We start from the raw sequence: 12,573 nt of genomic DNA on the forward strand, positions 1-12,573 counted from the left end.
GGGCCGACACACGCCGGAGGTCTGAATGCCGACCGTCACACGAAGCCGCTCGCGACATGACGAGTCGCCATTTGTCCAGCATTGACACATGATGACGAGATCGGATGTCGGGGTGGAACGAGCGCGGCGGATCGCCCGTCCGCCGTCATGTCTGCTCGGTGTGCGAGTCGTACCATGCGGACATGGCTCTGAGGCGTATCACCCTCTACGTCGACGACGGTGACCTGCTCCTGGCCAAGGAAGCCGCCGCCCGCCTGGGCGTGTCGGAGGCGGAAGTGATCCGCGAAGGCGTCCACCGGATCGCCGCGGCGCACTGTGCGGCACACCGTGTCGGGGACGAGCCGTTCGTGTCCGATGACGAGACCTTCGACCTCGGCGACGGCCGGGACGGGATCGGCTCGGCGGTGCCCGAGGGGTGTGCGGGGGGCGCTACAGATCGCCGGGCAGGAGCCGGAACGCCGGGTGTGCGGTGAGTGGGCGGATGGCGCGGAAGTCCTTCCGGTCGAGCGTAAGTACAGCGTCCGTCGCGTACTCGCGGGCCATGACCGCGATCACCGAGTCGGTCAGGTCGAGCGCGAGTTCCCGGTACCTGTGCTGAACGTGCCTGGCGTCCGCGAGGAGATCGGCGTGCGCGTCACCGAAGACGTAGCGCCCCCTCCTGGCCTGTGCCACGAGTGAGTCCATGACCTGCCCTGCGGCATCCTTGTTGAACCGGCGACTCAACAGATGGTCCAGTTCGGCGAGGACGAGTTGGGGGATCACCAGAAGGCCGGCCGTGTCCATCACGTGACGGGCGGTCCTGTGCTCGGGGCAGCTGTGATCGACGGAGGCGATGACCCCCGACGTGTCGGCGATGGCGATCACTTATGAGGCCTCGTTCCAGCGGCCGAAGCCCGTCTCACCCAGTATCTCGTCACCTCGCTCCGCGAAGGTGGGGTCGCCGCTGTCGAAGACGGGAAGCCCTGCGGGCTCGTCCCAGACGCGATTGCGGGCGATGGCGAGGCGGACCCCTTCGCGAATCAGTTCGGCTTCGCTGATTCCTCTCCGCGCGGCCGTGTCCTTGAGGTCATGGAGATCGTCTTCCTCGAGGTAGACCGTCGTTCTCTTGAGGCTCATGGTTGTATGGTACTCCTGCCATATGTTGCCCTATCCCCCCGCCCGGTCCCCCAGCACCTTGTGCAGCGGCTCCGTGGCCCGCCGCCGGTACTCCTGCACCGCCCAGCCGTTGCCGTCCGGGTCCGTGAAGTGCATGAAGGTGGCGCCGTCGGAGTCGGCGTACCGGACCGGTTCGGAGACGTCCAGGCCGCGGGCGGTCAGTTCCGCGCGGGCCGCCCCGATGTCGGCGACGCAGAGCTGGAGCCCCTGGTAGGAGCCGGGGGCCGGGGCGGGGCCGGGGGTCATCCTCCAGATGCTCTCGCCGAGGGCGATCGAGCAGCCGGAGCCGGGCGGGGTCAGCTGGACGATGCGCATGCCCGGCACGACCTCCTGGTCGATGTCGACGTGGAAGCCGACCTTGTCCCGGTAGAAGTCCCTGGCGCGGTCGATGTCGCTCACCGGCAGCGGGATCACTTCGAGGGTCATGTCCATGGAAATCCGGCTCCTCCGTCGGCGTGTCCGCTTCGCGCCGGCCGGACCGTCCCCGGTCCGGCCGAACGGCTCCCCCTCACCGAATCCGAAAACCGGCCGCCGCGCCACCGACATGCCCACAGCGGCATGTCACCGTGCCCCGGGCCGCGGGCCCGTACTCCGGATAGGCTCATGGCCGTACGACTCCGATCCGAGGCATGTGCACCAGGCACAGGCGCGAGGCACGAGGGAGGCCGGGGATGACGTCGGCGCCGGGGCGCAGGAGCAGTACCTTCACGCGGCTGCTGCGGCACGGCTTCACCGATCCGTCCGCCGCCGAGCGGCTGCTCGACAGCGCCGGACTCACGCTCGTGCGCAACGACCCCGTCCTGCTGGAAGCCCTCGGCCAGGCCGCCGACCCCGATCTCGCGCTGCGGGGGCTGGTGCGGCTGCTGGAGGCGCAGGACGGGACCACCGCCCGCCAGGAACTGCTGGACACGCTGATAGCCGCCAAGCCGCTGCGGGACCGGCTGCTCGGGGTGCTCGGCGCGTCCGAGGCGCTCGCCGACCACCTGGCCCGGCACCCGAGCGACTGGCAGGCCCTCGTCACCTACGAACCGCGCGACCTGCACCCGGGCGTCGAGGAGTTCGAGCGGGGCCTCGCCGGGGCCACCGACCCGGTCTCGCTCCGCGTGGCCTACCGGCGCTGTCTGCTCTCCATCGCCGCCCGTGACGTCTGCGGCACCATCGAGGTCGCCCAGACCGCCGCCGAGCTCGCCGACCTCGCCACCGCCACCCTGCGCGCCGCCCTCGCCCTCGCCGCGGCCGCCGCACCCGAGGACGCCGCCCTGTGCCGGCTCGCGGTGATCGCGATGGGCAAGTGCGGGGGACACGAGCTGAACTACGTCTCCGACGTCGACGTCATCTTCGTGGGCGAGGCGGCCGACGGGGCCGACGAGGACAAGGCGCTGCGCGCCGCGACCCGGCTCGCCTCGCACCTGATGCGGATCTGCTCCGAGACCACCGTCGAGGGCTCCATCTGGCCCGTCGACGCCAATCTGCGCCCCGAGGGCCGCAACGGGCCGCTCGTGCGCACCCTCGCCTCCCACCTCGCCTACTACCAGCGCTGGGCCAAGACCTGGGAGTTCCAGGCGCTGCTCAAGGCCCGCCCGGTCGCCGGCGACCCCGCGCTCGGCGAGGAGTACGCCGCCGCGCTCCAGCCGCTGGTGTGGCAGGCCGCCGAGCGGGAGAACTTCGTCGCCGACGTGCAGAAGATGCGCCGCCGGGTGGTGGAGAACATCCCCGCCGCCGAGATCGACCGCCAGCTGAAGCTGGGTCCGGGGGGCCTGCGGGACGTCGAGTTCGCGGTGCAGCTGCTCCAGCTGGTGCACGGCCGCTCCGACGCCTCGCTGCGCAGTGGCACCACCCTCGACGCGCTGAAGGCCCTCGCCGCCGGGGGCTACGTCGGCCGCGCGGACGCCGCCCAGCTCGACGACGCCTACCGCTTCCTGCGCTCCATGGAGCACCGCATCCAGCTCCACCGGCTGCGCCGCACCCACCTCGTCCCCGAGGACGAGGCCGACCTGCGCCGCCTGGGCCGCTCCCTCGGCCTGCGCACCGACCCGGTCGCCACCCTGAACCGCGAGTGGAAGCGGCACGCCTCCGTCGTACGGCGGCTGCACGAGAAGCTGTTCTACCGGCCGCTGCTGGACGCCGTCGCCGCGCTCGCCCCCGGCGAGGCCCGGCTCAGCGCCGAGGCCGCCCGGGAGCGGCTGATCGCGCTCGGGTACGCCGATCCGGCCGCCGCGCTGCGCCACCTGGAGGCGCTGGCGTCCGGCGTCACCCGCAAGGCCGCCATCCAGCGCACCCTGCTGCCGGTGCTGCTCGGCTGGTTCGCGGACTCCGCCGACCCGGACGCCGGGCTGCTCACCTTCCGCAACGTCTCCGACGCGCTCGGCAAGACGCCCTGGTACCTGCGGCTGCTGCGCGACGAGGGCGCCGCCGCCGAGAACCTGGCCCGCGTGCTGTCCGCCGGCCGGCTCGCCCCCGACCTGCTGATGCGCGCCCCCGAGGCGGTGGCGCTGCTCGGCGACGGCGGCGGGGGACTCGAGCCGCGCCCGCGCGCCCATCTGGAGCAGGAGATCCTCGCCGCCGTCCGCCGCGCCGACAACGCCCTCCAGGGCGTCACGGCCGCCCGCGGGGTGCGCCGCCGCGAGCTGTTCCGCACGTCCGCCGCCGACATCATCGGCTCCTACGGCACCGAGTCGCAGCCCGCCGAGGCCGACCAGGGCGCCCTGGTGGACCTGGTGGGCGGCGCGGTGTCCGACCTGACGGCCGCCACCCTCGCCGGCACGCTCCGCGCGGTGGTCCGGGAGGGCTGGGGGGACACCCTCCCCACCCGGTTCGCGATCATCGGCATGGGCCGCTTCGGCGGGCACGAGCTGGGCTACGGCTCCGACGCGGACGTCCTGTTCGTCCACGAACCGCGGGACGGCGTGGACGAGCGGGAGGCCGCCGAGGCGGCGGGCAAGGTGGTCGCCGAGATGCGCCGCCTGCTGCAGGCGCCCAGCGCCGACCCGCCCCTGCTCATCGACGCCGACCTGCGCCCGGAGGGCAAGTCGGGGCCGCTGGTGCGCACGCTCGGGTCGTACGAGGCGTACTACCGCCGCTGGTCGCTGGTGTGGGAGCGGCACGCGCTGCTGCGCGCCGAGCACGTCGCCGGGGACGAGGACCTGGGCCGCCGTTTCATCGGGCTGATCGACCCGCTGCGCTACCCGGCCGGCGGGCTCGACGAGGAGGCCGTCCGCGAGATCCGGCGGCTGAAGGCCCGTATGGAGTCGGAGCGGCTGCCGCGCGGCGCCGACCCCAAGCTGCACGCCAAGCTCGGGCCGGGCGGGCTGTCCGACGTGGAGTGGACCGTGCAGCTGCTCCAGCTGCGGCACGGCGCCGAGGAGCCGGGCCTGCGCACGACCCGCACCCGGCAGGCGCTGGCCGCCGCCCGCGAGGCCGGGCTGATCTCCGCGGAGGACGCCGGCACCCTCGACGAGGCCTGGGTGCTCGCCACCCGCGTGCGCAACGCGGTGATGCTGGTCCGGGGCCGGGCCGGGGACACCTTCCCCACCGTGCCCCGGGAGCTGGGCGCCGTCGGCCGCTACCTGGGCTACGGCCCCGGTCACGCCGGCGACATGCTCGACGCGTACCGGCGTACGGCGCGGCGGGCGCGGGGCGTGGTGGAGGAGCTGTTCTACGGGGGATCGTAGAAGCCCCCGCGGTCACTTCTGCTTCGGCACCGGGAGCCGCTCCGGCTCCCGTTTCCCCCGCTCGGGCACCTGCCTCGGCAGGGCGTACGGCCGGTGGCCGTACCAGACCAGGGCGATGCCGTAGCCGAAGGCCAGGCAGAGGACGCCGCCCACCGCGTCCAGCCAGAAGTGGTTGGCGGTGGCGACGATGACCACCAGCGTGGCCGCCGGGTAGACCAGGCCCAGCACCCGCACCCAGGGGACACTGGCCAGCGCGAAGATCGTCAGACCGCACCAGACCGACCAGCCGATGTGCATCGAGGGCATCGCGGCGTACTGGTTCGACATGTTCTTCAGGTCGCCGGAGGCCATCGAGCCCCACGTCTCGTGGACCAGGACGGTGTCGACGAAGTCCTGGCCGTTCATCAGCCGGGGCGGGGCGAGCGGATACAGGTAGTAACCGACGAGGGCGATGCCGGTGGTGGTGAAGAGGACCAGGCGGGCCGCCGCGTAGCGGCCGGGATGACCACGGTAGAGCCACACCAGGACACCCAGCGTCACCACGAAGTGCAGGGTGGCGTAGTAGTAGTTCATGCCGACGACGAGCCAGGTCACCGAGTTCACGGCCTGGTTGACGGACTCCTCGACGGCGAGTCCCAGCTGCTGCTCCAGCCGCCAGATCCAGTCGGCGTTGCGCAGCGCCTCGGACCGCTGCTCCGGCACGGCGTTGCGGACGAGCGAGTACGTCCAGTAACTCACCGCGATCAGCAGGATCTCGAACCACAGCCGGGGGCGGCGGGGTACGCGCAGAGCGCGCAGGCGACGCGGCCCCGTCTCCTCCGCGACGGGGTGCGCTGCGGCCTCTTCCCGGCCTTCCAGCGTTGTCACCGTCGTGTCACCCATGGGCCAGAGTCTGCCAGAAAAGACCCCCTCCTCAGATCATCCCCCGGTCGGGTCCGGCCCGCACGTCCTCTCCGCCGGAAGCAGGTCCGTCCCGTCCTCCCCCGGCAGTGCGCCGCAGGTCCCGTCCTCCGCCTCAGGGACGATTCCGGTCCCCGGGGGCGGAAGCGGTCGAACCGCGCACCACCAGCTCCGGCATGAACACGAACTCGCTGTGCGGCGCGGGCGTCCCGCCGATCTCCTCCAGCAGCGTGCGCACCGCGGCCTGGCCCATCGCCGGGACCGGCTTGCGGACCGTGGTCAGCGGCGGGTCGGTGAAGGCGATCAGCGGGGAGTCGTCGAAGCCGACCACCGAGATGTCCTTCGGCACGTCCAGACCGCGCTGCCGGGCCGCCCGTATCGCGCCCAGCGCCATCATGTCGCTCGCGCACACCACCGCCGTGCAGTCGCGGTCCATCAGCGCGCTGGCGGCGGCCTGGCCGCCCTCCAGCGTGTACAGCGAGTGCTGGACCAGCTCCGTCTCGACCGTCTCGGCGCTCAGTCCCAGCTGCTCCTGCATGGTGCGCACGAAGCCCTCGATCTTGCGCTGCACCGGCACGAACCGCTTCGGCCCGAGCGCGAGGCCGATACGGGTGTGGCCGAGGGAGGCGAGGTGGGTGACGGCGAGCGCCATCGCGGCCCGGTCGTCGGGGGAGATGAACGGCGCCTGCACCTTCGGCGAGAAGCCGTCCACGAGCACGAACGGCACGCCCTGCGCCCGCAGCCGCTCGTAGCGCTGGGTGTCGGCGGTGGTGTCGGCGTGCAGTCCGGAGACGTAGATGATGCCGGCCACCCCGCGGTCCACGAGCATCTCCGTCAGCTCGTCCTCCGTCGACCCGCCCGGGGTCTGGGTGGCGAGCACCGGCGTGTAGCCCTGGCGGGTCAGCGCCTGCCCGATGACCTGGGCCAGCGCGGGGAAGATCGGGTTCTCCAGCTCCGGGGTGATCAGACCGACCAGGCCCTCACTGCGCTGCCGCAGCCGCACCGGCCGCTCGTAGCCGAGGACGTCGAGGGCGGCGAGCACGGACTGGCGGGTGGTGGCGGCGACGCCCGGCTTGCCGTTGAGGACGCGGCTGACGGTCGCCTCGCTCACCCCCGCCTGAGCAGCGATGTCGGCAAGGCGTGTGGTCACAGGACTGGACTGTAGCCGCCGCTTCTCGCCTTGCACACCGATGGGACGCCTGGTGCGCGCCGTCGAACGGCCCGCTGCGGGCTGCTGGGTCATCGCGGTCCCTCACGTCGTGGTCGGCGTCCGTCCGCAAGGGATGATTCCCCCGGCGGCAACGGATGGCAAGTGCTTGCAGAGTCTTGCACAACAGTCCGAACCCCTGTCGTACGGGCGGAAACCCGAGTCTCCGAGCGGTCGGGAAGAGGTCACGGCGGGGTAACTCCCGGCGCCGCTTGCAAAACTTTTCTGCAAGGTCTTTCGAAACGGTTCCATCGCTGTTACGTTCACGTCGCCCGGCCGCCGCAACGGCGCAGTCGGCACTTCGCAGGACGGCAGACGGGGCCGCTCCTGCACTCACGGGCTTAACCCTCAAGGAGAACTCATGCGGCGTGGCATAGCGGCCACCGCGCTGGTGGCGTCCCTCGCCCTCGCGGCGACGGCCTGCGGCGGAGACAGCGACAGCGGCGACTCGGCCGGCGGCCCGGTCACCATCACCTGGTGGGACACCTCCAACGCGACCAACGAGGCGCCGACGTACCAGGCCCTGGTCAAGGAGTTCGAGGCCGCCAACAAGGACATCAAGGTCGAGTTCGTCAACGTCCCCTTCGACCAGGCGCAGAACAAGTTCGACACCGCCGCCGGTTCCAAGGGCGCCCCGGACGTGCTGCGCTCCGAGGTCGGCTGGACCCCCGCCTTCGCCAAGAAGGGCTTCTTCCTGCCGCTGGACGGCACCGAGGCCCTCGCCGAGCAGGACAAGTTCAAGCCCAACCTGATCGAGCAGGCCACGTACGAGGGCAAGACCTACGGCGTCCCGTTCACCACGGACACCCTCGCCTTCGTCTACAACAAGGAACTGTTCGCGAAGGCCGGCGTCGAGGCCCCCAAGACCTGGGACGACCTGAAGAAGGCCGCCGCCACCGTCAAGGAGAAGACGGGCGTCGACGGCTACTGGGGCTCCACCGCCGGCTACTACGCCCAGCCGTTCCTCTACGGCGAGGGCACCGACATGGTCGACGCCGACGCCAAGAAGATCACCGTGAAGTCGGCCGAGGCCGAGAAGGCCTACGGCACCTGGCTGGACCTCTTCGACGGCAAGGGCCTGCACAAGGCCGACGTCACCGCCGACGCCTACGCCCACATCCAGGACGCGTTCGTCAACGGCAAGGTCGCCTCGATCATCCAGGGCCCGTGGGAGATCACCAACTTCTACAAGGGCTCCGCCTTCAAGGACAAGAACAACCTCGGCATCGCCACCGTCCCGGCCGGCTCCGCCGGCACGGCGGGCGCCCCGACCGGCGGCCACAACCTCTCCGTCTACGCCGGCTCCAGCAAGGAGAAGCAGGAGGCCGCGCTGAAGTTCGTGAACTTCATGACCTCGGCCAAGGCGCAGGAGACCATCGCGCTGAAGAACTCCACGCTGCCCACGCGCGACGACGCCTACACCGACCAGGTCAAGGCCGACCCGGGCATCGCCGGCTACCAGACGGTCCTCTCCGCCGCCCAGCCGCGCCCGGCCCTGCCCGAGTACAGCTCGCTGTGGGCTCCGCTGGACGACGAGCTCCCGCAGATCGCGAGCGGCAAGGAGTCCCTGGACAAGGGCCTGGGTGACGCGGAGACCGCGATCGCCAAGCTGGTGCCGGACTTCAGCAAGTAATGCCCGCGTGGCCGCCGGACCCGCTTCCAGGAGGGGAGGGTCCGGCGGCCGCCGGCCTGTGTGCCGTACTCCTTGATCATCCAGAAGGTGCCGAACCATGACAGTCGCCATCGACCGCGCGACCGGCAAGCGCCGCGGTGACCGCGCGCCCCGCCCCGGGCCGGTCAGCCGCCTGAAGCGCAGTTTCCAGAAGCACTGGTACGCCTACGCCATGATCGCGCCGGTGGCCCTGGTGCTCGGCGTCATCGTGCTGTACCCCCTCGTGTACGGCTTCTACCTCACCCTCACCGACGCGGACAGCCTGAACTCGGCCCGCACCATCGGCGTCAACGAGATCGAGGCCACCTACAAGTTCATCGGCATCGACAACTACGCCGACATCCTGTGGGGCGAGACCGCCTACGACCGCTTCTGGTCGCACTTCATCTGGACGATCGTGTGGACGGCCGCCTGTGTCGCCCTGCACTACGGCATCGGCCTGGGCCTGGCCCTGCTGCTCAACCAGAAGCTGCGCGGCCGCACCCTCTACCGGCTGGTCCTCATCCTGCCGTGGGCCGTGCCGACCTTCGTCACCGTCTTCGGCTGGCGCTTCATGCTCGCCGACGCCGGCATCATCAACACCGCCCTGGACTCCCTCGGCCTGCCGACCCCGGCGTGGCTGGAGGACACCTTCTGGCAGCGGTTCGCCGCGATCATGGTCAACACTTGGTGCGGTGTGCCGTTCATGATGATCTCCCTGCTCGGCGGACTGCAGTCCATCGACGCCAGCCTGTACGAGGCGGCCGAGATGGACGGCGCGAACGCCTGGCAGCGGTTCCGCCACGTCACCCTGCCCGGCCTCCGGTCGGTCAGCTCCACCGTGGTCCTGCTCGGCGTGATCTGGACCTTCAACCAGTTCGCCGTCATCTTCCTGCTGTTCGGCAACACCGCCCCGGAGGCACAGATCCTCGTGACCTGGGCCTACCAGCTCGGCTTCGGACAGCAGCCGCGCGAGTTCGCCGAGTCCGCGGCCTACGGCATGCTGCTGCTGGCCATCCTGATCGTCTTCACCTCCTTCTACCGCCGCTGGCTGAACCGCAATGAGCAGCAGCTCGCGATCTGAGGCAGGAGTCCCCATGAGCACCCCGACCGTCACCCCCACTGCTCCGGCGGACCGGCCTGCCGACGACAGGACCCCGGCCCGCGGGTCGCGCCGGCGCGGCGAGAGCAGCCCGCTGGCCCGCCTCACCACGCACGGCGTGCTGACCGTGGCCGGTCTGATCGCGCTGTTCCCGGTCGCCTGGCTGGTCTTCCTGTCCCTCGGCCCCGACAAGGACGACTATCTGCGTCCCGGCGGCATCTGGGGCAAGATGACGCTCGACAACTACACGTTCGTCCTGCAGCACACGAACTTCTTCGACTGGCTGAAGAGCTCGCTGATCGTCTCGCTCGGCACCACGGTCATCGGCGTGCTGGTCGCCGCCACCACCGGCTACGCGGTCTCCCGCATGCGCTTCCCCGGCTACCGGAAGTTCATGTGGGTCCTGCTGGTCACCCAGATGTTCCCGGTCGCCGTCCTGATGGTCCCGATGTACCAGATCCTCTCGGACCTGCAGCTCGTCGACAGTTACCTTGGACTCGTCCTCGTCTACTGCTCGACGGCGGTGCCGTACTGCGCCTGGCTGATGAAGGGCTACTTCGACACCATCCCGTTCGAGATCGACGAGGCGGGACGCGTCGACGGGCTGACCCCCTTCGGCACGTTCGCGCGGCTGATCCTGCCGCTCGCCAAGCCCGGGCTGGCGGTCGCCGCGTTCTACAGCTTCATCACCGCGTTCGGCGAGGTCGCCTTCGCCACGACGTTCATGCTCGACGACGAGAAGTACACCCTCGCCGTCGGTCTGCAGAGCTTCGTCAGCGAGCACGACGCGCAGCGCAACCTCATGGCCGCCACCGCGGTCCTGATCGCGATACCGGTCTCCGCGTTCTTCTACCTCGTGCAGAGGAACCTCGTCACCGGCCTCACCGCCGGCGGCACGAAGGGCTGACCTCCTTCGTACGACGACTCCCGCGCGCGCCCGCCGCGCGCGGGTGGGCGGCCGCGGTGTCCATCCGACCCCGCCGTCACCGCGGCCGCCCCGTCTCCCGCCTCCCCGACCGAAACTCGTATCAAGGACGACATGAGCCAGCAGCACTCCGCCGCCCCGGCCCCGACCTCCACGACCGACGCGGCCGTCGCCACCGTCGCACGGCGCCGCGACTGGTGGCGGGACGCGGTGATCTACCAGGTGTACCCGCGCAGCTTCGCCGACAGCAACGGCGACGGCATGGGCGACCTGGAAGGCATCCGCTCCCGTCTGCCGTACCTGCGCGACCTCGGCGTGGACGCCGTGTGGCTCAGCCCCTTCTACGCCTCCCCGCAGGCCGACGCAGGCTACGACGTCGCCGACTACCGCGCCGTCGACCCCATGTTCGGCACCCTGCTCGACGCGGACGCGCTGATCCGGGACGCCCACGGCCTCGGCCTCAGGATCATCGTCGACCTGGTCCCGAACCACTCCTCCGACCAGCACGAATGGTTCAAGCGGGCCCTCGCCGAGGGCCCCGGCTCGCCCTCGCGCGACCGCTACCACTTCCGCCCCGGCAAGGGCGCGAACGGCGAGCTGCCGCCCAACGACTGGGAGTCGATCTTCGGCGGCCCGGCCTGGACCCGCGTCACCGAGCCCGACGGCACGCCCGGCGAGTGGTACCTGCACCTGTTCGCGCCCGAGCAGCCCGACTTCAACTGGGAGCACCCGGCGGTCGGCGACGAGTTCCGCTCCATCCTGCGGTTCTGGCTCGACATGGGCGTGGACGGCTTCCGCATCGACGTCGCCCACGGCATGGTGAAGGCCGAAGGCCTGCCGGACCTGGGAAACCACGAGCAGTTGAAGCTGCTGGGCAACGATGTCATGCCGTTCTTCGACCAGGACGGTGTGCACGACATCTACCGGCAGTGGCGGCTCATCCTCGACGAGTATTCCGGCGAGCGGATCTTCGTCGCGGAGGCCTGGACGCCGACCGTCGAGCGCACCGCCAACTACGTCCGCCCCGACGAACTGCACCAGGCGTTCAACTTCCAGTACCTGGGCACCCACTGGGACGCCGGGGAGCTGCGCACGGTCATCGACCGCACGCTGGACGCCATGCGCCCGGTCGGCGCCCCCGCCACCTGGGTGCTCTCCAACCACGACGTCACCCGGCACGCCACCCGCTTCGCCAACCCGGCCGGCCTCGGCACCCAGATCCGCCTGGCCGGCGACCGCGAGCTGGGACTGCGCCGGGCGCGTGCGGCGACGCTGCTGATGCTGGCGCTGCCCGGTTCGGCGTACGTCTACCAGGGCGAGGAGCTCGGGCTGCCGGACGTGGTGGACCTGCCGGACGAGGTGCGCCAGGACCCGGCGTACTTCCGGGGCGCCGGCCAGGACGGCTTCCGGGACGGCTGCCGGGTGCCGATCCCGTGGACCCGCGAGGGCTCCTCGTACGGCTTCGGCGACGGCGGCAGCTGGCTGCCGCAGCCGGCGGGCTGGGGCGAGCTGAGCATCGAGGCGCAGACCGGCGTGCCCGGCTCGACCCTGGAGCTGTACCGGTCCGCGCTCGCCGTGCGCCGGGAGCAGGCCGACCTGGGCGCGGGCGACGCGGTGGAGTGGCTGCGGGCCCCCGAGGGCGTCCTCGCCTTCCGGCGCGGGCGGTTCGTGTGCGTCGCCAACACCACGGGGGAGCCGGTGACCACCCCCGTGTACGGCCGTGTCCTGCTCGCCAGCGGTGAGGTGGAGGAGACGGCCGGCGAGGCGAAGGTGCCCGCCGACACCACCGTGTGGTGGACCACGGACTGAGGTCCGTCCCGCAACTTTTTTCGTTCAAGTCGGTACGGCCCGCTGCCCTTTCGGGTGGCGGGCCTCTAACATCTGCGTTGCCGCAAGGTTGCTGAAGTTTTCTGCAAGAAGCTTCAGCCGGCTTCGGCGGTTTCCCCACACCCTTCGACGAAG

General features: G+C 71.0%; 11 protein-coding genes. 6 read left to right on the forward strand and 5 right to left on the reverse strand.

Features of this window, described 5'->3' with window-relative positions; all coding sequences use genetic code 11:
• The first annotated feature begins 182 nt into the window (after positions 1-182).
• Positions 183-473 (forward strand): hypothetical protein, encoded by a 291-nt coding sequence (locus ACFY3N_RS28355; RefSeq protein WP_390819593.1) that lies wholly within the window; start codon positions 183-185, stop codon positions 471-473.
• Here the strand turns inward: ACFY3N_RS28355 and ACFY3N_RS28360 are convergent.
• Genes ACFY3N_RS28360 through ACFY3N_RS28370 form a run of 3 tightly spaced genes read right to left on the reverse strand, consistent with a single transcriptional unit; the run spans position 430 to position 1,587 of the window.
• A complete protein-coding gene (locus ACFY3N_RS28360; protein WP_390819594.1) occupies positions 430-864 on the reverse strand; it encodes a type II toxin-antitoxin system VapC family toxin in 435 nt (144 codons plus the stop codon). The two genes, ACFY3N_RS28355 and ACFY3N_RS28360, sit on opposite strands and share 44 nt — an antisense overlap.
• Positions 865-1,116, reverse strand: coding sequence for a CopG family transcriptional regulator (locus ACFY3N_RS28365; RefSeq protein ID WP_390819595.1), 252 nt, complete (start codon positions 1,114-1,116; stop codon positions 865-867).
• Positions 1,117-1,146: 30 nt separating this feature from the next.
• Positions 1,147-1,587, reverse strand: coding sequence for a VOC family protein (locus tag ACFY3N_RS28370; RefSeq protein ID WP_390819596.1), 441 nt, complete (start codon positions 1,585-1,587; stop codon positions 1,147-1,149).
• A 239-nt stretch (positions 1,588-1,826) separates the two neighbouring features.
• On the opposite strand from ACFY3N_RS28370, the gene ACFY3N_RS28375 reads away from it, so the two are divergent.
• Positions 1,827-4,826 (forward strand): bifunctional [glutamine synthetase] adenylyltransferase/[glutamine synthetase]-adenylyl-L-tyrosine phosphorylase, encoded by a 3,000-nt coding sequence (locus tag ACFY3N_RS28375; protein ID WP_390819597.1) that lies wholly within the window; start codon positions 1,827-1,829, stop codon positions 4,824-4,826.
• A 12-nt stretch (positions 4,827-4,838) separates the two neighbouring features.
• Here ACFY3N_RS28375 and ACFY3N_RS28380 read toward each other — a convergent pair whose 3' ends face one another.
• A complete protein-coding gene (locus ACFY3N_RS28380; RefSeq protein ID WP_390819598.1) occupies positions 4,839-5,708 on the reverse strand; it encodes a phosphatase PAP2 family protein in 870 nt (289 codons plus the stop codon).
• A 133-nt stretch (positions 5,709-5,841) separates the two neighbouring features.
• Positions 5,842-6,876, reverse strand: coding sequence for a LacI family DNA-binding transcriptional regulator (locus ACFY3N_RS28385; RefSeq protein WP_390819599.1), 1,035 nt, complete (start codon positions 6,874-6,876; stop codon positions 5,842-5,844).
• A 418-nt stretch (positions 6,877-7,294) separates the two neighbouring features.
• On the opposite strand from ACFY3N_RS28385, the gene ACFY3N_RS28390 reads away from it, so the two are divergent.
• The 4 genes from ACFY3N_RS28390 to ACFY3N_RS28405 all read left to right on the forward strand — a co-directional run bounded on the left by ACFY3N_RS28390 (position 7,295) and on the right by ACFY3N_RS28405 (position 12,420).
• Positions 7,295-8,566 (forward strand): extracellular solute-binding protein, encoded by a 1,272-nt coding sequence (locus ACFY3N_RS28390; RefSeq protein WP_390819600.1) that lies wholly within the window; start codon positions 7,295-7,297, stop codon positions 8,564-8,566.
• Positions 8,567-8,663: 97 nt separating this feature from the next.
• Positions 8,664-9,668, forward strand: coding sequence for a carbohydrate ABC transporter permease (locus tag ACFY3N_RS28395; RefSeq protein WP_390819601.1), 1,005 nt, complete (start codon positions 8,664-8,666; stop codon positions 9,666-9,668).
• 13 nt (positions 9,669-9,681) lie between these two features.
• The gene (locus ACFY3N_RS28400; protein ID WP_390819602.1) at positions 9,682-10,593 is read left to right on the forward strand and encodes a sugar ABC transporter permease; all 912 of its coding nucleotides are present in this window, start codon (positions 9,682-9,684) and stop codon (positions 10,591-10,593) included.
• A 132-nt stretch (positions 10,594-10,725) separates the two neighbouring features.
• Positions 10,726-12,420, forward strand: coding sequence for a glycoside hydrolase family 13 protein (locus ACFY3N_RS28405; RefSeq protein ID WP_390819603.1), 1,695 nt, complete (start codon positions 10,726-10,728; stop codon positions 12,418-12,420).
• Positions 12,421-12,573 lie beyond the last annotated feature (153 nt).

The organism is Streptomyces sp. NPDC000348 (genome assembly GCF_042898795.1).
In the GTDB taxonomy this organism is placed as follows: domain Bacteria; phylum Actinomycetota; class Actinomycetes; order Streptomycetales; family Streptomycetaceae; genus Streptomyces.

Bases quoted from the DNA above. Each gene is read 5' to 3' on its own strand.
- ACFY3N_RS28365 (WP_390819595.1), bottom strand. From the start codon at position 1,116: ATGAGCCTCAAGAGAACGACGGTCTACCTCGAGGAAGACGATCTCCAT.
- ACFY3N_RS28370 (WP_390819596.1), bottom strand. From the start codon at position 1,587: ATGGACATGACCCTCGAAGTGATCCCGCTGCCGGTGAGCGACATCGAC.
- ACFY3N_RS28380 (WP_390819598.1), bottom strand. From the start codon at position 5,708: ATGGGTGACACGACGGTGACAACGCTGGAAGGCCGGGAAGAGGCCGCA.
- ACFY3N_RS28395 (WP_390819601.1), top strand. From the start codon at position 8,664: ATGACAGTCGCCATCGACCGCGCGACCGGCAAGCGCCGCGGTGACCGC.
- ACFY3N_RS28355 (WP_390819593.1), top strand. From the start codon at position 183: ATGGCTCTGAGGCGTATCACCCTCTACGTCGACGACGGTGACCTGCTC.
- ACFY3N_RS28405 (WP_390819603.1), top strand. From the start codon at position 10,726: ATGAGCCAGCAGCACTCCGCCGCCCCGGCCCCGACCTCCACGACCGAC.
- ACFY3N_RS28400 (WP_390819602.1), top strand. From the start codon at position 9,682: ATGAGCACCCCGACCGTCACCCCCACTGCTCCGGCGGACCGGCCTGCC.
- ACFY3N_RS28390 (WP_390819600.1), top strand. From the start codon at position 7,295: ATGCGGCGTGGCATAGCGGCCACCGCGCTGGTGGCGTCCCTCGCCCTC.
- ACFY3N_RS28375 (WP_390819597.1), top strand. From the start codon at position 1,827: ATGACGTCGGCGCCGGGGCGCAGGAGCAGTACCTTCACGCGGCTGCTG.